We start from the raw sequence: 21,347 nt of genomic DNA, 5'->3' as shown, positions 1-21,347 counted from the left end.
TCATCCGTTTCCCTTGCACGACCGAGCTACCCGGCTCGTTGCCCCTCTTTACGGATGAACGCCAATGAATGCTCAAGATGCCCGCAACCTTGCCCGCCGATTCCTCGAATTGCCGGCGCAAAAACGCAGGATCTTCTTGCAGGCGCTAGCCCGGGAGAAGGTCGACTTTGCCCAGTTCGCCATCCCCGCCGGGGTGCAGGCCGCCGAGCGCGGCCTGCCCTCGTATGCCCAGCAGCGCATGTGGTTCCTCTGGCAGCTCGAGCCCCAGGGCGCAGCCTACAACCTGCCTGGCGCCGTCGGGCTGGACGGGCCGCTGGACCGCCAGGCCCTGGAGCAGGCCTTGCAGGCATTGGCCGAGCGCCACGAAACCTTGCGCAGCGTACTGCGCCAGGAGGGCGAGCAGGGCCTGCGCCTGGTGCCGGCGGCGCAGGGCGTGAGCATCGACTTCGAAGACCTCTGCGGCCTCGATACGGCCGCTGCAGAGCAGCAGGTGCAGGTCTGTGCCGAGCAGCAGGCGCAGTTGCCGTTCGACCTGGAACACGGCCCGCTGTGGCGGGTCCGCCTGCTTGAATTAGGGGCCGAACGCCACGTACTGCTGCTTACCCTGCACCACATCGTCTCTGATGGCTGGTCGATGAACGTGCTGATCGACGAGTTCATCCGCTGCTACGACGCCTTCAGCCAGGGCCAGCCCATGCCGCTGGCGGCGCTGCCGATCCAGTACGCCGACTATGCCCTGTGGCAGCGCGCCTGGCTCGAGGCCGGCGAGCAGGAACGCCAACTGGCCTACTGGCAGCAGGTGCTGGGCGACGAACACCCGGTGCTGGAGCTGCCCACCGATCACCCGCGCCCGGCCACTCCGAGCCATCGTGGCACCCGCCACGGCTTTGCCGTCGATGCTGAGCTTGCGCAGCAACTGCGGGCCTTGGCCCAGCAGCATCAGGCCAGCCTGTTCATGGTCCTGCTGGCCGCCTTCGACGCCTTGCTGTACCGCTACAGTGGCCAGGGCGAGCTGCGCGTGGGTGTGCCCATCGCCAACCGCAACCGTGCCGAGGTCGAAGGCCTGATCGGCTTCTTCGTCAACACCCAGGTGCTCAACTGCCGCATCGACGAACACCTCAGCGTGGCCGGGTTGATCGCCCAGGTGCGCGACACTGCCCTCGGCGCCCAGGCCCACCAGGAGCTGCCGTTCGAGCGCCTGGTGGAGGCCCTCAAGCTCGAGCGCAGCCTGGCGCACAACCCGTTGTTCCAGGTGATGTACAACCACCAGCCGTTGGTCACCGACCTCACCGCCCTGCAGACCGCCTCGGGCATCCGCTTCGACCTGATCCAGTGGCAGGGCCGCACCACCCAGTTCGACCTGAGCCTGGACACCTGGGAGAAGGGCGGCCAGCTGCATGCCGCGCTGACCTACGCCGATGAGCTGTTCGACGCGCCGACCATCCAGCGCATGGCCGGCCACTGGCTGAACCTGCTGCGGGCCATGGTCGCCGATGCCGAGCAGCCGGTGGCGCGCCTGCCGATGCTCGGCAGTGCCGAACAACAGCAACTGCTGCACGACTGGAACCCGCCGGGTGAGGGCTTTGACCAGGTCTCGCGGATCGACCAGTGCATCGCCCGCCAGGCCGCCGCCCACCCCGACGCCCTGGCGCTCACCTTTGGCCTGGAGCAGTACAGCTACGGCCAGCTCGAGCGCTGGGCCAACCGCCTGGCCCAGCGCCTGGTGGCAGCCGGTGTAGGCCCCGAGACCCGGGTCGGCGTGGCCCTGCCGCGCACCCCGCAACTGCTGGTGTCACTGCTGGCGGTGTTCAAGGCCGGGGGCGCCTACGTGCCGCTGGACCCGGACTACCCCGCAGAGCGCGTGGCCTACATGCTCCAGGACAGCGCCGCGCACCTAGTGATCAGCGAACCGGAGGTGGCTGGGCGCCTGGCCTTGGCCGACTGCACCGAAGTGCTGTTGGTGGACGGCGACGAACACAGCCTGGCCGCCTGGCCGGCATCGGCCCCGGCCAATCACGCCGTGGCGCAGAACCTCGCCTACGTGATCTACACCTCCGGCTCCACCGGCCGCCCCAAAGGTGTGGCCATCACCCACCGCAACGTGCTGGCGCTACTGCACTGGTCGCGCGGGGTGTACACCGCTGACGACATCCAGGGTGTGCTGGCCTCCACCTCGATCTGCTTCGACCTGTCGGTGTGGGAGCTGTTCGTGACCCTGGCCGCCGGTGGCTCCATCGTGCTGGCGCGCAATGCCCTGGAGCTGCCGCAACTGCCGGCCCGCGACCAGGTGCGCCTGGTCAACACGGTGCCCTCGGCGATTACCGCGCTGCTGCGCGACGGCCTGCTGCCCGCCAGTGTGCGCATCGTCAACCTGGCCGGCGAGCCGCTCAAGCAGCGGGTGGTGGATGCCCTCTATGCGCTGCCGGGGCTGGCCCATGTCTTTGATCTGTACGGCCCTTCGGAGGACACCACCTATTCCACCTGGACCCGGCGCCAGGCTGGCGGGCGGGCCAGCATCGGCAGGCCACTGCCGCACACCGCCGCCTACCTGCTCGACAACGCCCTGCAGCCGGTGGCGCAGGGCTGCTCGGCCGAGCTGTACCTGGCCGGTGCCGGCATTACCCGCGGCTACCTTGGTCGCCCGGGGCTGACCGCCGAGCGCTTCGTGCCCGACCCGTTCGCCGCCGACGGCGGCCGGCTATACCGCACCGGCGACCTGCTGCGCTACCGCGAGCAGGGCGAACTGGAATACATCGGCCGTATCGACCACCAGGTCAAGGTGCGCGGTTTCCGTATCGAACTGGGCGAAATCGAGGCGCGCCTGCAGGCCCAGGCGCAGGTCAGCGAGGTGGCGGTGCTGGCCCCGGAAGGGCCGAGCGGGCGCCAGCTGGTGGCCTACGTGGTGCCAGCCGACGCCGCGCTGCTGGCTGACCCGGCCGGCCAGGACACACTGCGCGAACAGTTGCGTGCCGCCCTGGGCGAGCACTTGCCCGACTACATGGTGCCAGCGGCCATGCCGCTGCTGGCCGCGCTGCCGCTGACCCCCAACGGCAAGCTCGACCGCAAGGCGCTGCCGGCGCCCGACGCACTGCACACCCAGCGCGAGCACGTGCCGCCCAGCGGCGAACGCGAGCTGGCATTGGCGCAGATCTGGCAGGCCCTGCTGGGCCTGGAGCAGGTCGGCGCGCAGGACAACTTCTTCGAGCTGGGTGGCGACTCGATTGTCTCCATGCAAGTGGTCAGTCGCGCCCGCGAGGCGGGCCTGGCGCTGACCCCCAAGGACATCTTCCAGTTCCAGACCATCCGCGGCCTGGCCATGGTTGCCGGCCAGGCCACCCAGCTGGCGGTGCGCGGGCCAGCCAGTGGCGAGGTGCCACTGGCTCCCATCCAGCACTGGTTCTTCGAACAAGCCATCGCCGACCGCCAGCACTGGAACCAGGCGCTGCTGCTCGATGCCCGAGCCCCCCTGCAAGGCCCCGCACTGGCAAGGGCTGTGGAGCAACTGGTGGCGCATCACGACAGCCTGCGCCTGCGCTTCGAGCAGCGCGACGGCAACTGGCACCAGCATTACGCAGAAGAGGCGGGCGAGGTGTTCGGCCAGTGCACCGCTACTGATGCAGACGCCGCGCTGGCCCTGTGCGAGCAGGCCCAGCGCAGCCTCGACCTGGCCCACGGCCCGCTGTTGCGGGTGCTGTTGATCGAGCTGCCCGAAGGCCGCCAGCAGTTGCTGCTGGCCCTGCACCACCTGGTGGTCGATGGGGTGTCCTGGCGCATCCTGCTCGAAGACCTCGAAGGGCTTTACCGCCAGGCCCTGGCAGGCCAGGCGCCGCAGTTGCCGGCACGCACCAGCAGCTATCAGGACTGGGCGCGCAGCCTGCACGAGGCAGTGCCGGGCTTGCAGGCGCAGTTGCCATGGTGGCGCGAGCACCTGGGCCGCGCCGCCGTGGCCGAGTTGCCATGCGACAACCCGGCCGGCGCGCTGCTCAACCGCCACGCGCAAAAACTCGAATGCCGCTTCGATGCCGAGTTGACCCGCGAGCTGCTGCAGGTGGCGCCGGCGGCCTACCGCACCCAGGTCAATGACCTGCTGCTCACCGCCCTGGCCCGAGTATTGTGCCGCTGGACCGGCGCCCCTGGTGCGCTGATCGAACTGGAAGGGCACGGCCGCGAGACGCTGTTCGCCGAGCTCGACCTGTCGCGCAGCGTGGGCTGGTTCACCAGCCTGCACCCGGTGCTGCTGGTGCCCGAGGCCGAGCCTGGCGCGGCGCTGATGGCAATCAAGGAGCAGCTGCGTGCGGTACCGGACAAGGGCATCGGCCATGGCCTGCTGCGCTACCTTGGCGATGCGGTCGCCGCCGCCGAACTGGCAGCACTGCCGCGCCCGCGGGTGACCTTCAACTACCTGGGCCAGTTCGACCACCAGTTCGACGAGCAGGCGCTGTTGCTGCCCGCAAGCCACGGCGCCGGCCAGGGCCAGGGCGCCGATGCACCGCTGGCCAACTGGCTGACCGTCGAAGGCCATGTGTATGGCGGCGAACTGGCCTTGCAGTTCGGCTTCAGCACCCAGATGTTCGCCGCCCAGCGTATCCAGGCGCTGGTGGATGATTTTGCCAGCGAGCTGCGCGCGCTGGTCAGCCACTGTCTGCAGGCCCCTGGTCAGGCCACTGCCTCGGACTTCCCTCTGGCCGGGCTCGATGCTGCGGCTCTGGCGCAACTGCCGGTGCCGGCGCGCCAGCTCGAAGACCTCTACCCGTTGTCGCCGATGCAGCAGGGCATGTTGTTCCACAGCCTCTACGGGCAAGCCGGCGGCGACTACGTCAACCAGATGCGCGTGGATGTGGACGGGCTCGACCCGGCCCGCCTGCGCAAGGCCTGGCAGCAGGCCTTGGACGCCCACGCCATCCTGCGCACCGGCTTTGCCTGGCAGGGTGAGCAGGCGCGGCCGTTGCAGATGGTCCTGCGCCAGGCCCAGCTGCCTTGGCGTGAGCTGGACTGGCGCGGTCGTGACGATCTGGCCCAGGCCCTGCAGGTGCTGGCCGAGCAAGACCGCCAGGCCGGTTTCGACCTGGCTCAGGCGCCGCTGCTGCGCCTGACCCTGGTGCGCACCGGCGAGGACCGTCACCACCTGGTGCAGACCAGCCACCACCTGCTGCTGGACGGCTGGAGCAATTCGCAGTTGCTCGGCGAGGTGTTGCAACGCTACGCCGGGCAGCAGGTAGCGCCGCCCGTGGGGCTTTACCGCGATTACATCCAGTGGCTCGGCCAGCAGGACATGGCCGTCAGCGAAGCCTTCTGGCGCGAGCAGCTGGCGCCGCTGGAAACCCCGACCCGGCTGGCTCACGCGCTGCCGGCGGCGGGCAGCGACGGCGGCGCCAGCCACGGCGATGTCTACCAGACCTTCGATGACGCCCTCGGCGCACGCCTGGGCGCCTTCGCCCGGCAGCAGAAGGTCACCGTCAACACCCTGGTGCAAGCGGCCTGGCTGCTGCTGTTGCAGCGCTGCACCGGCCAGGATTGCGTAACTTTCGGCGCCACCGTGGCCGGGCGCCCGGCCCAACTGCCGGGCATCGAGGCGCAGATCGGCCTGTTCATCAATACCCTGCCGGTGATTGCCCGGCCCGCCCTGCAGCAGCCCCTGGGCGACTGGCTGCAGCAGGTCCAGGCGCTCAACCTGGCGCTGCGCGAGCACGAACACACGCCGCTGTACGAGATCCAGCGCTGGTCGGGGCAGGGCAACGATGCGCTGTTCGACACCCTGCTGGTGTTCGAGAACTACCCGCTGTCGGCAGCCCTGGGCCAGGCGCAGCAGGCAGGCGTGCGCTTCGGCGAGGTCGCCAACCTGGAGCGCACCAACTACCCGCTGACCCTGGCGGTGACCTTGGGCGAGCACCTGCAGGTGCACTACAGCTACCAATGCGCAGCCCTGGACGCGGCCACCGTGCAGGCCCTGGCGGCGCAGCTTGAATGCCTGCTGGAGCAGTTCCTCGCCGGCCCGCAGCAAGTGCTGGCCGCCCTGGAAATCGTCACCCCGGCGGCCCGCCAGGCCTTGCTGGAAATGCCCGAGGCCTTGCCGGCAGCGGTCGAGCCCCTGTGGCTGCACCAGATGATCGAGGCCCAGGCCCGGCGTACCCCCGAGGCCATCGCCCTGGTCACCGAACAGCGCACCCTGAGCTACGCCAGCCTCGACAGCCAGGCCAGCGACCTGGCCCGGCGCCTGGTCGCCGAAGGCGTCGGCCCCGAGGTGCTGGTGGGTATTTCGTTGCCCCGCGGCGAGCGCCTGATCATTGGCCTGCTGGCCATTCTCAAGGCCGGTGGCGCCTACGTGCCGCTGGACCCGGAGTACCCGGCGCAGCGCCTGGGCCACATGCTCGAGGACAGCGGCGTGACGCTGGTGCTGGGCGATGCGCGCAGCGCCGCGCTGCTGGCGGGCAGCGCCGCGCGCCTGCTGCGGGTCGATACCTTGCAACTGGCCGAGCACGGCGTTCAGGCGCCTGCGCCGACACTCGCTGGCGGCAACCTGCTGTGCCTGCTGTTCACCTCCGGCTCCACCGGCCGGCCCAAGGGCGTGGCGCTGGAGCAAGGCGCGCTGTTGCGCCACCTGCTGACCATGCAGCGCAGCTACCGCATCAGCAGCAGCGACCGTTTCCTGCATTTTGCCTCGCTGAACTTCGACTGGGGCACCGAGCAGTGGCTGTTGCCGCTGATCAGCGGCGCCCGCTGCATCCTGCGCGGCGAAGGCCTGTGGAGCGCCGAACAGGCGCTGCAGGTGATCGAGCGCGAGCAGGCCAGCCTGGTCTACTTCCCCACCCAGTACGCCTGCCAGATGGCGGCCTGGGCGGCCACCCACGGTGGCGCCGCCTCGGTGCGTTCGTTCAACGTGGCCGGCGAGGCCTTCCCCCGCGAGGGCTTCGAGCAGATCCAGCGGCAGTTGCGCCCGCAGCATATCGTCAACGGCTACGGGCCGACCGAAACGGTCATCACCCCGTTCCTCTGGGAGGCCAGCGCCGATACCCGCTTCAGCAGTGCCTATGCCCCCATCGGCCGGCCGGTGGCCGGGCGCAGCGCCTACCTGCTGGCCGAGGGCCTGGCCCTGCAGCCCGACGGCGTGGTCGGCGAGCTGTACATCGGCGGCGAGGCCCTGGCCCGTGGCTACCATGGGCGGCCGTCGCAGACCGCCGAACGCTTCGTCCCCGACCCGTTCGCCAGCACCCCGGGGGCGCGCCTGTATCGCAGCGGCGACCTTGTGCGGCGCCTGGCGGACGGGCAGATGGAGTACATCGGCCGGGTCGATCACCAGGTGAAGATCCGCGGTTTCCGCGTCGAAACCGGCGAGATCGAAGCGCGCCTGCTGGCCGAGCCCAGCGTGGCGGCGGCAGCGGTAGTGGCCGTACCTGGCCCGGTCGGCCAGCAACTGGTGGCCTATGTGGTGCCGCGCCAGCCGCTGGCCGGGCGGGATGCGCAGGCCGCGCTGTGCGAGGCGCTGCGCGCGGCGCTGGCCGGGCAGTTGGCTGACTACATGCAGCCGGCGCACTGGCAAGTGCTGGAGCAACTGCCGCTGACGCCCAATGGCAAGCTTGACCGCAAGGCCCTGCCGGCGCCGGACACCAGCCTGCTGCAGCAGGCCTTCGAGGCGCCACGCACGGCCCTGCAGGCTGAACTGGCCGCGCTCTGGTGCGAGTTACTGGGGCTTGAACGGGTGGGCCTGCGTGACAACTTCTTCGATCTGGGCGGGCATTCGTTGCTGGCCACCCAGGTGATCAGCCGGCTGCGCCATACCCACGGTCTCGACCTGGCGCTGCGCAGCCTGTTCGAAGCCGCCGACCTGCAAGCCTTCGCGGCTGCGGTCGAAGCCTGCGCGCCCGGCACCAGCCAGCAGGCGGCGCCGTCGTTGCAAGCGCAGGATGCCAGCGTGCGCCAGCCGCTGTCCTATGCCCAGCAGCGCCTGTGGTTCCTCTGGCAGCTCGAGCCGCACAGCTCGATGTACAACATTCCGCGCGCCCTGCAACTGGACGGCGAGCTGGATATCGACGCCTTGCGCAGCGCCTTCGAGGCCTTGCTGCAACGCCATTCGGTGCTGCGCACCACCTACCTTCAGGACGCTGGCGACAGCTGGCAGCAGGTACACCCGCAAGTGCCCCTGGCGCTGACCCGGCACGACCTCAGCCAGGTGCCGGCTGGCGCCCGTGAGGCGGCCATCGCCGAGGCCCTGGCCGAGCAGGCCCAGGCGCCGTTCGACCTGGTCAACGGGCCGGTGCTGCGGGTGGCGGTATTGCGCCTGGCCGAGCAGCAGCACCTGTTGCTGGTGACCTTGCACCATATCGTCGCCGACCACTGGTCGTTCGGCATCCTGCTGCGCGAGTTCGTAGCCCTCTACGACGCCGCCGTGTGCCGCACCGCACCAGCCCTGCCGGCGCCGGGCCTGGCCTACCTCGACTTTGCCGTGTGGCAGCGCCAGTGGCTGGCGGCCGGGCAGCTCGAGCGCCAGCTCGACTACTGGCAGCGCACCCTGGGTGACGACCACCGTCTCACCCGCCTGCCGGGCAGCCCGCAAGCCGGCGTGCCCGCCGGCACCTGCCAGGTGCATGCCTTCGACTTCCCGCAGCCGTTGGCCGAGGCCCTGCGCGGCGCGGCCAAGGCCCGTGGCCTGACCCTGTACATGCTGTTGCTGGCCGGCTTCTCGCTGGTGGTGGCACAGCGCTGTGGCAGCACCCGGGTGCGCCTGGGTACGGATGTGGCTAACCGCAACCATGCCGGGGTTGAAGAAATGGTCGGCTTCTTCGTTAACCAGTTGGTACTGCAGCTGACGCTGGACGACAGCCTGAGCGCCGAACAGTGGCTGGCGCGTTGCCGCGATGTGGTGGCCGGCGCATCCGATCACCAGGACCTGCCATTCGACCGCTTGGTCGAGGCCTTGCGCCTGCCGCGCCAGGCCGGCCGCTCGCCGCTGTTCGCGATCAAGTTCATCTACCAGGAAGGCAGCCTGCCGATGCAGGCGCCGCAAGGCCTGCAGGTGACCACGCTGGAAGCGGGGCAGGGCGCCACCGAACTCGACCTGATCGCCGAGTTCGTCAACGCCGAACAGCTGACCGTGGCCTTCAAGTGCGACGCCAGCCTGTACACGGCGGCCGACATGCAGGGTGTGTTCAGCCAGTTGCAAGGGGTCTTCGAGCAGTTGCTCGAGGCGCCGCAAGCGCCACTTGTGCAGTTGCTGGCCCATGCCGCGCAACTGCAGGCCAGTGCCGAACAGGCCCAGGCCCAGGCGCGCCAGGCGCAGCTCAAGGCGCAGCATCCGATCCGCCGGCGTGCCCGCGGGGTCGAGCTGCAGTAGTGATTGTCTTGCCGCCGGCCGCTGGGCCTGCGGCTCCACCGAACGGGAGATGCAAATGTCCAACAGCGAGGCGCAAGCCATACCGGTATTGGCCAAGGGACGGCGCAAGAGTTTGAGCATGGACCACGACAGCCTCGTGGAATTCTCGCCGATGTTCGCAGGCGCCAGCCTGCCGCTGGTGTGCACGCCCAAGGTGCCCGGCGTGAGCCTGGTGGAGTGGGCCGGGCAGAACCGCGCGCTGATCGAGAGCAAGCTCGACCAGCACGCCACCATCCTGTTCCGCGGCTTCGCCGTGCAGGATATCGGCGAGTTCAACCAGTGCGTCGACGCCATTTCCGGCGGTGCCCTGGAGTACCTGTTCCGCGCCTCGCCGCGCACCCAGATCACCCGCAAACTGAACGTCTACAGCTCCACCGACTACCCGGCGGTGGAGAAGATCTTCCCGCACAACGAACACTCCTACTCGCCGGTGTTCCCGCTGCACCTGTACTTCTACTGCGACCTGCCGTCGGCCACCGGCGGCGAGACGCCGTTCGGCGATACCCGGCTGATTCTGCCGCGCATCGATGCCGAGGTGCGCGATGCCTTCGTGCGCAAGGGCGGCGTGCTGTACGTGCGCAACTACGGCGACGGCATGGGCCTGCCCTGGCAGACGGTGTTCCAGACCGAAGACCGCGCCGAGGTGGAGGCCTACTGCGCAAAGATCGGTGTAACCCCCGAGTGGAAGCCCGGCAACCGCCTGCGCACCCGGCAGAAGGGCCCGGCCATGGTCCGCCACCCGCGTACCGGCGAAACCGTGTGGTTCAACCACGCCACCTTCTTCAATGCCCTGACCTTGCCCGAGAGCATCCGCGACAGCCTGCGCGCCGAATTCGCCGACGATGACCTGCCGCAGAACACCTTCTATGGCGACGGCAGCCCGATCCCCGAGGATCACATCCGCCACCTGCAGCAGATCTACCGCGACGTCATGGTCGAGTTCGCCTGGCAGAAGGGCGACGTGGTGATCCTCGACAACATCCTCACCATCCACGCGCGCAACGGTTATACCGGCCCGCGAAAAATTCTCACGGCCATGGCCATCCCGCTGAAAAGCAGCGAAGTGGCACTGGGCCAAGGAGCCGAAGCATGAGCGCAAGCACCCCTGACATTTTCCAGACCTCCGCCCAGCAGGCGCATATCCTCCAGGCCGGCGGCGAGGCGCTGGCCGCACGCCTGTGGCTGACGCTGCAGGCACGCCCGTCGCTGGACGCCTTGCGCCAGGCGCTGACCCAGCTGTGCGAGCGCCACGAGGTGCTGCGCACCCGCTACGTGCAGGTACCGGGCCTCAAGCACCTGGCCCAGGCCATCCACGCCCAGGCAGACCTGCGGGTGGCGCAAGCCCAGTCGCCGGAACAGGCCCGCGAGCAGGTAGCCGAGGGCCTGGCCCAGGCACCCCTAGCGGCCAGCCTGGTGGGCGAGCGCGTGCTGCTCGGCGTGGCCCTGGCCAGCGCCGACCCGGCGGCCCTGCAACTGCTGGGTGAAGAACTGCAAGCCCTGCTGCGCGGTGAGCCGCTGGCCGAGTTCGACGCCTTGCAGTACGCCGACTACGCCGCCTGGCAGGGTGACCTGGCCCAGGAGAGCATTGGCCAGCAGGGCCGTGGCTTCTGGCGTGGCTTGCTGGGCGAGCAGGTGCGCCCGGCCATGCTGCCTTTCGAGCGCCGGTTGGCGCATGCCCAGACGCCCCAGGCCGAGCTGCGTGGCACCTCGCTGGGCGAGGCGCTGGTGAAGGTTGGCGCTGGCGCCCAATTGAGCAACGAAGAAGCCCTGGCCGTGTTGTGGGCGGCGTTTCTGGCCGAGTTGGGCCAGCAACCGGCGCTGCTGCTCGGGCTTGAGGTGAGCGGGCGCAACGAGCAGTTGGAGCAGACCGTCGGCCATTTCGCCCGTCAGTTGCCGTTGCTTTTGAACATCGACAGCGCCCGTGGCCTGGGCGAGCAACTGCCGGCCCTGGCCGGCCAGTTGCGCCAGGGCCGCTCCTGGCTGGACTGCCTGGACGAAGGCGACCTGGGCGCCGCACTGCTGCCGGCCTATGCCTGTGGCTACGACGCCCAGCCGCCTGCCGAGGGCATGTTGCTGGAACAGGACTGGCCGCAAGCGCAGAAGCTGCTGCTGCGTGCCCGCCAGCAGGGCGCAGGCCTGGACCTGCACCTGCTCAGCCCGGCACGGCTGTTCGAGACGGCCCAGTTGCAGGCGTGGCTGGCGCAGTTCGAGCGTTTCGCCGGGCAGGTGGCGGCCGACCTCGACCGGCCCCTGCAGCAGTTCGGCGGTGTGGATGACGCCCAGGCCGATCAGCTGTTGCAGCGCCTGGACCGCAGCGCCGACCTGGCGCTGTTGGCCGATGAAACCTTGCATGGCCTGTTCGAACAGGCCGCCCGTGCCACCCCGGGGCACATCGCCCTGCAGGTTGGTGAGCAGGCGCTGGACTACGCCAGCCTCGAGCAGCGCGCCAATGGCCTGGCCCAGGCCCTGCGCGAGCGTGGGGTCGGCCCGGACAGCGTGGTGGCGGTGTATGGCGAACGTTCGGTGGAAATCGTCGTGGCGTTGCTGGCCATTCTCAAGGCCGGCGGCGCCTACCTGCCGCTGGACCCCGGTTACCCGGCCGAGCGCCTGGCGTTCATGCTGCACGACGCCCGCGCCCAGTGCCTGATCACCTTGCGCCCGCTGGCCGAGGGGATCGAAGTACCCGAGGGCGTGGCCCGCCTGGCCCTCGAACACGGCCTGCCGGCCGCCCAGGCCGAGGCACCGGTGGTTGCACTGGCACCCGCCAACCTGGCGTATGTGATCTACACCTCTGGCTCCACCGGCAAGCCCAAGGGCGTGATGATCAGCCACGCCAATGCCTGCGCCTCGACCCGCGCCCGCGCCGACTTCTACCGTGCGCCGCTGCGCCGCTTCCTGATGCTCTCGTCGTTCTCCTTCGACAGCTCGGTGGCGGGTATCTTCTGGACCCTGGGCCAGGGTGGCACGCTGTACCTGCCCCAGGAACAGGCGCACAAGGACCCGGTGCGCCTGGCGCAACTGATCGGCGAGCAGGGCATCAGCCACTTCCTGGCCTTGCCGTCGTTCTACGCGCAAATTCTTGAACACCTGGACCAACCTGCACTGGCCTGCGTCATCGTCGCTGGCGAGGCGTGTCCGGCCGAGCTGCCGGTACGCCATGCCGAGCGCCTGCCGCAAACGCAACTGGTCAACGAGTACGGGCCGTCGGAAAGCGCGGTGTGGTGCTCGGCACACGAGGTCGAGGCTGCGCCGCCCCATGAGCGGGTGTCGATTGGTGGGGCTATCGCCGGTACCCGCTTGCGGGTACTGGACCCACAGGCCGAACTGGTGGGCTTTGGCCGTGAAGGCGAGTTGTATGTCGGTGGGCCGGGCCTGGCCCGTGGCTACCTGCAACGCCCGGGGCTGACCGCCAGCCGCTTCGTCCCCGACCCGTTTGCCGCCGAGCCGGGCCAGCGCCTGTACCGCACCGGCGACCGGGTCAGCCCTGGCGTCGGCGGTACCCTCGATTACCTCGGGCGCCTGGACTTCCAGCTCAAGCTGCGTGGTTTCCGTGTCGAACTGGGCGAGATCGAGGCGCGCCTGGCGCAACAGCCCGAGGTGCGCGAAGCCGCTGTGGTGGTACGCGAAACTGCTGCCGGTGCGCAACTGGCCGGCTTTGTCGTACCGCGCGACCCAGCCATTGCCAACGGCCTGGATACCCGCCTGCTGGAGCGCCTGCGCGAGCAGATGCCGGAGTACATGGTGCCTGCCTTCCTGCGCCTGCTCGACCGCATGCCGCTGACCCCCAACGGCAAGCTCGACCGCACCGCCCTGGCTGCCCTGCAAGCCCAGGGCAGCGCCTACCAGGCGCCGCGCAACGAACTGGAACAGACCCTGGCGCAGATCTGGCAGGAGGCGCTGCAACTGGAGCAGGTGGGCGTGCACGACAACTTCTTCGCCCTGGGCGGCCACTCGCTGCTGGCCACGCGCATTCGCTCCCAGGTGCAGGAGCGCCTGAACCTGGACCTGCCGCTGCGGGTGTTCTTCGAAGGTGAAACCGTGGCCCTGCTGGCCGAGCAGGTCGAGCGACATCGCGGCTCGGGTGCAAGCGATGACAAGGCCGATGCCCTGGAAGCGCTGTTCGATGCGGTGGAGGACGTATGACCCAGCTGGCTGATCGCATGCAGGCGCTGGCCAGGCGCTTCGCCGCCCTGGCTTTCGATGAGCGCCGCGCCTTGCAAGGGCGCATGCGTGAGCAGGGCCTGGCCTTCGAGCTGCTGCCCATTCCACCGCGCGAGGAGGCCAGCCTGCCGGTACAGGCGTCGTTCTCCCAGCAGCGCCTGTGGTCGCTGTGGCAGCTCGACCCGCAGTCCACGGCCTACAACCAGCCGGCCTTGCTGAGCGTTAGTGGGGCGCTGGACATCCAGCGCCTGGCGCAGAGCCTGCAAGCGCTGGTGCAGCGCCACGAGGCACTGCGCACCAACTTCCGCCAGGACGAGCGCCAGGTGCTGCAGGTGATCCACGCCGGCCGTGAGGTCAGCCTTGAACAGCTCGACCTGCGTGCCAGCAGCCAGGCAGAGCGCGAGCAGGTGGCCGCCGAGCTGGCCGCCCGGCCGTTCGACCTGGAGCATGACCTGCTGCTGCGCGCCAGCCTGCTGCACACCGGCGAGCAGCAATGGACCCTGGTGTTCTGCACCCACCACATCGTCACCGACGCCTGGTCGATGCCGATCCTGATCGAAGAGGTGCTGCGCCACTACCGCGAGCAGACGCCGGCCGCCGAACTGCCGATCCAGTATGCCGACCACGCCCGTTGGCAACGCCTGTGGCTGGAGGCCGGCGAAGCCGAGCGCCAGCTGGGTTACTGGCGCGAGCGCCTGGGCGTGGCCGAGGACAGCCTTGAGCTGCCGGCCGACCATCCGCGCCCGGCGCGGCGCAGTGGCCGCGGCGCGCGGCTGGCCATCGAGCTGCCGGCCGGGCAGGGCGCCGCCGTGCGCCAGCTGGCCGCCGTCCATGGCTGCACACCGTTCATGGTGCTGCTGGCGACGTTGCAGGTGCTGCTGATGCGCTACGGCGCCGGCGAAGCCGTGCGCGTCGGCACGCCGGTGGCCAACCGTACCCGCGCCGAGGTCGAGGGGCTGATCGGATTCTTCGTCAACACCCAGGTGCTGCAGGTGGAACTGGACGGGCGCCACAGCTTCAGCCAGGTACTGGCCCAGGTGCGCCAGCGGGTGCTTGAAGCCCAGGCCAACCAGGACCTGCCGTTCGAGCATCTGGTTGACGCCCTGCAACCCCAGCGCAGCCTGGACCGCACGCCGTTGTTCCAGGTGCTGTTCAATCATCAGGTGGCGGCCGGCCAGGGCAACCGCTGGCAATTGCCGGGGGTGGAGCTGGCGCCCCTGCAGGTGGGCGCCGAATCGGCGCGTTTCGACCTGACCTTGAGCACCGAGGAGCAGGGCGATCAACTGCAGGCTTCGTTGCTGTACGCCACCGACCTGTTCGAAGCACGCACCATCGAGCGCCTTGGCCAGCACTGGGCACAACTGCTGGACGCGGCGCTGGCCGAGCCCGGGCGGGCCATCGAAAGCCTGCCGATCGGGGCTGCGCCCCAGGCCAGCCAGGCCGATACCCAGGTCAGCGGCCCGTGGCTGCACCAGCGCTTTGCCGCCCAGGCCGCGCAGCATCCGCAGCGCATCGCCCTGGTTGAAGGCGCGCGTTCGCTGACCTACGCCGAGCTCGACGCCCGGGCCAACCGGCTGGCCAGGCGCCTGCAAGCCAGTGGCGTGGCCCCGGGCGAGGCGGTGGCGCTGAGCGCCGAACGCCGTCTGGAAACCCTGGTCGGCTTGTTGGCCGTGCTCAAGGCCGGGGCCTGCTACGTTGCCCTCGACCCGCAGTATCCGCGCCCAAGGCTGGAGCAGATGCTCGCCGACAGCGGCGCCTGCCGGGTGCTGGCGCCGGGCGACCAGGCCGAGCGCTTCGCCGGTTTACCAGGCGTAACCGTGCACCTGCTGGACGATGCCAGCCAGCCTGGCGACGGGCCGTGCGAGGCGCCTTCGGCCCCCGTGGTGGGTGCCGAGCTTGCTTATGTGATCTTCACCTCCGGCTCTACCGGCAAGCCCAAGGCCGTCGGTATCAGCCATGCGGCCCTGGCCAACTACCTGGACGGCATCGAGCAGCGCCTGCCCCTGGCGCAGGTGCAGAGCATGGCGCTGGTCTCCACCTTGGCTGCCGACCTGGGCCATACCGTGCTGTTCGGCGCCCTGGCGGCCGGGCGCACCCTGCACCTGATCGACGCCGACACGGCGGTCGATGGCGAGGCTTTTGCGGCCTACATGCAGTTACATCAAGTCGATGCACTGAAGATCGTGCCCTCGCACCTGGGCGCCTTGCTCGGCAGCGACAACGCCGGGGTGCTGCCGCGCCGCTGTCTGGTGCTGGGCGGCGAAGCCAGCCCGCCGGCATTGCTGCAGCGCATTCGCGCCCAGGCCCCGGACTGCGCCTTGGTCAACCACTATGGCCCGACCGAGACCACCGTGGGCGTGTTCACCTGCCTGCTCGAGCAGCTGGATACCGCCGCGCCCCTGGGCGCGCCGCTGCCAAACCTGCGTGCGCAGGTGCTCGACGGCGCGTTGCAGCAGGCTGCGCTGGGCAGTCAGGGCGAGCTGTACCTGGGCGGCGCGGGCCTGGCGCGTGGTTACCTGGGCCAACCAGGGCTGACCGCCGAGCGCTTCGTGCCCGACCCGTTCGGCAATGGCCAGCGCCTGTACCGCACCGGCGATCGCGTGCGCTACCGCGCCGATGACCAGTTGCAGTACCTGGGGCGCGCCGACCAGCAACTGAAGATTCGCGGCTACCGGGTCGAGCCCGGCGAGATCGAACAGCAACTGCTGGCCCATGCTGACGTGGCCGAATGCGTGGTGGCCGGCGTGCCCGGGGCCAACGGCACGCAGCTGGCCGCCTACGTGGTCGCGGCCGACGGCGCAACCCTCGATGCCGACACGCTCAAGGCCCACCTGCGCGAGCGGCTGTCGGCGCACCAGGTGCCGGCCCATGTGCTGGCACTGGCGGCACTGCCGCTGACGGCCAACGGCAAGCTCGATCGCCGTGCGCTGCCGTTGCCGGCGGCCCCTTCCCGCCAGCCCGCCACCCAGGGTGATGCCCGCCAGCAGCGTATTGCCGCGTTGTGGCTCGAGGTGCTGCGTAGCCCACAGGTTGGCCTGGACGACAACTTCTTCGAGCTCGGTGGCGACTCCATCGTCGCCATCCAGCTGGTCAGCCGTGCCCGCGCCGCGGGTATCACCTTCAGCGCGCGGGATGTGTTCGAACACCAGAGCGTGCGCAGCCTGGCCGCCCACGCCGGGTTCGACCAGGCACCGATCGTGGCCGAGCAGCCGGCCGCCGAAGGCCCGTGTCTGCTGTTGCCGATTCAGCAGGCGTTCTTTGCCGCCGATCCGGTCGAGCGCCACCACTGGAATCAGTCACTGCTGTTGCAGCCACGCCAGGCGCTGGACGGTGCTGTGCTGGAGCAGGCGCTGGTGCAGTTGTGGCGCCACCACGATGTGCTGCGCAGTTGCTTCAGCCAGGGGCCGCAGGGCTGGCAGGCGCACATTCCTGCTGCTGTCACGCCCCCGGCCGGGCTGCTGTGGCAGCGCCATTGCTCCAGCCTCGATGAGCTGGCGCAGCTGCTCGAGCAAGCCCAGCGCAGCTTCGACCTGGCGCGTGGCGAGGTGCTGCGCGCAGTGTTGGCGACCTTGCCCGATGGCAGCCAGCGGCTGCTGCTGAGCGCCCACCATCTGGTGGTGGATGGCGTCTCCTGGCGCATCCTGCTGGAAGACCTGCAGGCCTGCCATGACGCCCTGGTTGCCGGCAGCGCCCCGCGCTTGCCAGCGCGCAGCAGCTCGGTGCAGCGTTGGGGCCAGGTGCTGGCTGACTGGGCCCAGGCTGCGCCACAGCGCGCCACGCTGGAGTACTGGGAGGCGCAGTTGCCGACCTCGGACCGCGTGCTGCCGCAGATGCGCAGCCAGGGCCCGGCGCGCAGTGCCGACCGCCAGGTGGCGGTCACGCGACTGGATGCCGGGCTGACCGCGCGCCTGCTGCAAGGCGCTGCCGCAGCCTACCGCACCCAGGTCAACGACTTGCTCTTGGCAGGCCTGGCCCGGGTGCTGTGCCGCTGGGTCGGGGAGTCATCCGTCAGCGTGCAGTTGGAGGGGCATGGCCGTGAAGAGCTGTGCGCCGACCTGGACCTCTCGCGCACCCTGGGCTGGTTCACCAGCCTGTTCCCGGTGCGCCTGCAGCCGGCTGCAAGCCCTGCGGCGACGATCATGCAGGTCAAGGAGCAACTGCGGGCGGTACCCGACCGCGGGCTGGGCTTCGCTGCCCTCAAGTACCTGGGCACCGCCCAGGACCGCGCGCGCCTGCAGGGCTTGCCGGTGCCGCGCATCACCTTCAACTACCTGGGGCAGGTAGATGGCACCTTCAACGAGCAGGCGCTGTTGCGCCCGGCGGCCGAGGGCAAGGGCGCCGAGCGCAGCCCCGAGGCCTTGCTGGGCAATTGGCTGACCATCAGTGGCCAGGTGTACCAGGGCGTACTGGCGTTGGAGTGGAGCTTCAGCGGGCAGATGTTCCTGCAAGACGACATTCAGCGTCTGGCCGATGCCTATGCCGAGGAACTGGCACTGCTGGTGGAGCACTGCCTGGACCCGGCGGCCGGCGCGCTGACCCCTTCGGATGTGCCCCTGGCCGGGCTCGACCAGGCCGGGCTGGACGGCCTGGGGTTGGTGGCGCGGGAGGTGGCCGACCTGTATCCGCTGTCACCGATGCAACAAGGCATGCTGTTCCATTCGCTGTACCAGGCCGAAGCGGGTGCCTATATCAACCAGTTGCACGTGGAGATCGGCGGGCTGGATCCGGCGCGCCTGCGGGCAGCCTGGGAGCAGACCGTGCAGGCCCACGATATCCTGCGCAGCGGGTTCCTCTGGGGGGATGACCAGGCCCAGCCGTTGCAGGTGGTCCGGCGCCAGGTGCCGTCACCCCTGGTGGAGCTGGACTGGCGCGGCCGTACCGACCTGCCGGCGGCGTTGCAGGCGCTGTGCGCCGAGCAGCGCAGCACGCCGTTCGACCTGACGCGCGCGCCGTTGCTGCGGGTGTGCCTGGTGCAGGTGGCGCAGGACCGACATGTGATGCTGTACACCCATCACCATATCCTCATGGACGGTTGGAGCAGTGCCCAGGTGATGGGCGAGGTGATGCAGCGCTACCACGGCGGCGCGCCTGCCCAGGCGCCGCAACCGCTGCGCGAGTACATCCGCTGGCTGCAGGCGCAGGATGCGACCGCCAGCGAAGCCTTCTGGCGCGAGCAGTTGGCGCCGCTGCCGGCCCCGACCCGCTTGCTCGATTGCCTGCCCGGCACGGGCGGCGCCGAGCACGGCATGGGCAACGTCGACCGTACCCTGGACGTGGTCCAGACCCAGCGTCTGGAAGTCTTCGCCCGTAGCCAGCGGGTCACCCTCAATACCTTGGTGCAGGGCGCCTGGGCGTTGCTGTTGCAGCGCCTGGCCGGGCAGCAGGCGGTGTGCTTCGGTGTCACCGTATCCGGGCGCCCGGCGCAGTTGCCGGGGATCGAGCAGCAGATCGGGCTGTTCATCAATACCCTGCCGATGCTTGCCAGCCCTTCGCCAGCGCAGCCGCTGGGCGAATGGCTGCGCAGCTTGCAGGCTGGCAACCTGGCCATGCGTGAACACGAGCACACGCCGTTGTACGACATCCAGCGCTGGGTGGGACAGGGCGGTGAGGCGTTGTTCGACCATATCCTGGTATTCGAGAACTTCCCCATGGCCGAGGCCTTGCAGGAAGGCGGTGGTGCCTTGAGCTTCGGTACGGTTCACCAGCACGAGCGCACCAGCTACCCGCTGACCATCGCCGCTGGCGTTGGCCAGACCCTGCAGCTGCAAATGAGCCATGACCTGGCGCTGCTGCCTGTGGCAGTGGTCGAGGGCCTGGCCGAACAGCTGTGCAATCTGCTGCTGGCCATGCCGACGGCAGCCGACAGTGCGGTCGCCGAACTGCCAGTGCTGGGCCAGGCTCAGAACGAGGCACGGCTGCGCCATGAGCGCGCCCGGGTGGACGACTGCGCCGCCCTGGTGCCGGTGCACCTGCGGCTGCAGGCCCAGGCGCTGCTGCAGCCCCAGGCTTGCGCGGTGGTGTGCGACGGGCAGCAACTGAGCTACGCCGAGCTGAACCGGCGCGCCAATCGCCTCGCCCATGCCTTGCGCGGGCGCGGCGTAGGCCCTGAGCACCTGGTGGGGATCTGCATGGGCCGCAGCGTCGAGCTGCCGGTGGCGGTCCTGGCCGTGCTCAAGGCCGGTGCCGGTTATGTGCCGCTGGACCCGGACTACCCTCAGGAGCGCCTGCAGGCCATGGTCGAGGACAGCGGTATCAGCCTGCTGCTCGGCGAGGCCGCGCTGCTGCGCGCTCACGCCGACGCTGGGGTGGCCACCCTGGCGCTGGATCAGCCTCTGGCCCAGCTGGTCGGGCAGGATAACGACCCGGCCTGGTCGGGCCTGGTGGACAGCCTGGCCTATGTGATCTTCACCTCCGGTTCCACCGGTCGGCCCAAGGGTGTGGCCTTGACCCACCGGGCGCTGGCCCGGCACACCGAGGCGGCAATCCAGGCCTTGGAACTGGTGGCAAGCGACAAGGTGTTGCAGTTCGCCACCTTCAACTTCGATCCCTTCGTCGAGCAGCTGTTCGCCACCCTGGCGGTGGGGGCCACACTGGTCATGCGCGGCCAGTCGGTGTGGAGCAGCAGCCAGTTCCGCGACGCGGTCGATACCCAGGGCATCACCGTGGCCGACCTGAGCACCGCGTACTGGGCGACTATCGCCCGTGACCTCGCCGACAGCGGGCCGCATGCCCTGGCGAGCCTGCGCCTGGTGCTGTGCGGGGGCGAGGCGATGCCGGGTAGCGCCGTGCAGGACTGGGCGCGTGCGCTGGGTCGCACGGTGACCTTGCTCAATGCCTATGGCCCGACCGAGGCCACCGTCACCGCTACGCTGCAGGACTGCACGCCGTGGCTGGCCAACCCGCAGGCGGTGCCGGCGGTGTTGCCGATCGGCCAGGCCCTGGCGGGCCGTGCGCTGTACCTGGACGATGGCCAGGGGGCTGCGGCAGCCCGCCATGGCGCGGGTGAAGTGTGCATCGGTGGCGAGCTGCTCGCCCGTGGCTACCAGGGTCGGCCGGGGCTTACCGCCGAGCGCTTCGTGCCCGATCCGGACGGCGCGCCGGGCAGCCGCCGCTACCGCACCGGCGACCTGGCCTGGCGCGATGGCGAGCAGGCCTTGTGGTTCCTCGGCCGTGGTGACGAGCAGGTGAAGATTCGCGGCTTCCGGGTGGAGCCTGCGGAGATCGAGGCGCGCCTGCGCGAGCATGCCCAGGTGCGCGAGGCGCTGGTACAGGTGCATGAGGCCGCCGGCGGTACACAACTGGTCGCTTACCTGGTGCTGGCAGCGCCGGTCGAGGATGCCGCGCTCAAGGCCTGGGTCGCCGCCACGTTGCCGGGGTACATGGTGCCGGCGCGTCTGCTGCGCCTGGAGCAGATGCCCCTGAGCCCCAGCGGCAAGGTCGACCGCCGCGCACTGCCGCTGCCCGAGGCGCAAGCCGACGGGCCGTACCGCGCACCGGGCGACGAAACGCAGCAGCAGGTGGCGGCGATCTGGCAGCAGGTCCTGCAACTGGAGCGGGTAGGGCTGGACGACAACTTCTTCGAACTGGGCGGGCATTCGCTGCTGGCCACCCAGGTCATCGTCCGCCTGCGCGGGCAGCTGGGGGTGGAGGTCAGCCTGGAAAACCTGTTCATGGCGAGCAACCTGGAGGCGTTCTGCGCCCACGTGCGCGGCCTGCGCGATGTGGCGCAACCCGTCGAAGACGAATTGGCTAAATCTTTGGAGGCACTCAAACGTTTATCAAGCGCAGAGCTTGAAAAGCTGATTTCTTAAAGGAGTGC

4 protein-coding genes are annotated in these 21,347 nt (G+C 69.6%); all 4 read left to right on the top strand.

Going from position 1 to position 21,347, the window contains the following annotated elements; all coding sequences use genetic code 11:
* Positions 1–64 precede the first annotated feature (64 nt).
* From KSS94_RS16480 to KSS94_RS16465, 4 genes are read left to right on the top strand one after another with little or no spacing between them, the layout of a single operon-like run.
* Positions 65–9,328: a non-ribosomal peptide synthetase gene (locus KSS94_RS16480; RefSeq protein ID WP_217839161.1), complete on the top strand. Its 9,264-nt coding sequence runs from the start codon at positions 65–67 to the stop codon at positions 9,326–9,328.
* 55 nt (positions 9,329–9,383) lie between these two features.
* Entirely contained in the window at positions 9,384–10,460 is a 1,077-nt protein-coding gene (locus KSS94_RS16475; RefSeq protein WP_217839160.1) for a TauD/TfdA family dioxygenase, read from the top strand.
* Positions 10,457–13,510 carry a non-ribosomal peptide synthetase gene (locus KSS94_RS16470; protein ID WP_217839159.1) on the top strand — a complete coding sequence of 1,018 codons (3,054 nt, stop codon included), beginning with the start codon at positions 10,457–10,459 and terminating at the stop codon, positions 13,508–13,510. The genes KSS94_RS16475 and KSS94_RS16470 overlap by 4 nt, the downstream gene beginning before the upstream one ends.
* On the top strand, positions 13,507–21,339 hold the full coding sequence (locus KSS94_RS16465) for a non-ribosomal peptide synthetase (protein WP_217839158.1): 7,833 nt from the start codon (positions 13,507–13,509) through the stop codon (positions 21,337–21,339). Before KSS94_RS16470 ends, KSS94_RS16465 begins: the two co-directional genes overlap by 4 nt.
* Positions 21,340–21,347 lie beyond the last annotated feature (8 nt).

The sequence above is a fragment of the Pseudomonas fakonensis genome, assembly GCF_019139895.1.
Classification (GTDB): domain Bacteria; phylum Pseudomonadota; class Gammaproteobacteria; order Pseudomonadales; family Pseudomonadaceae; genus Aquipseudomonas; species Aquipseudomonas fakonensis.
This window is presented reverse-complemented; position numbering and strand designations above follow the sequence as displayed.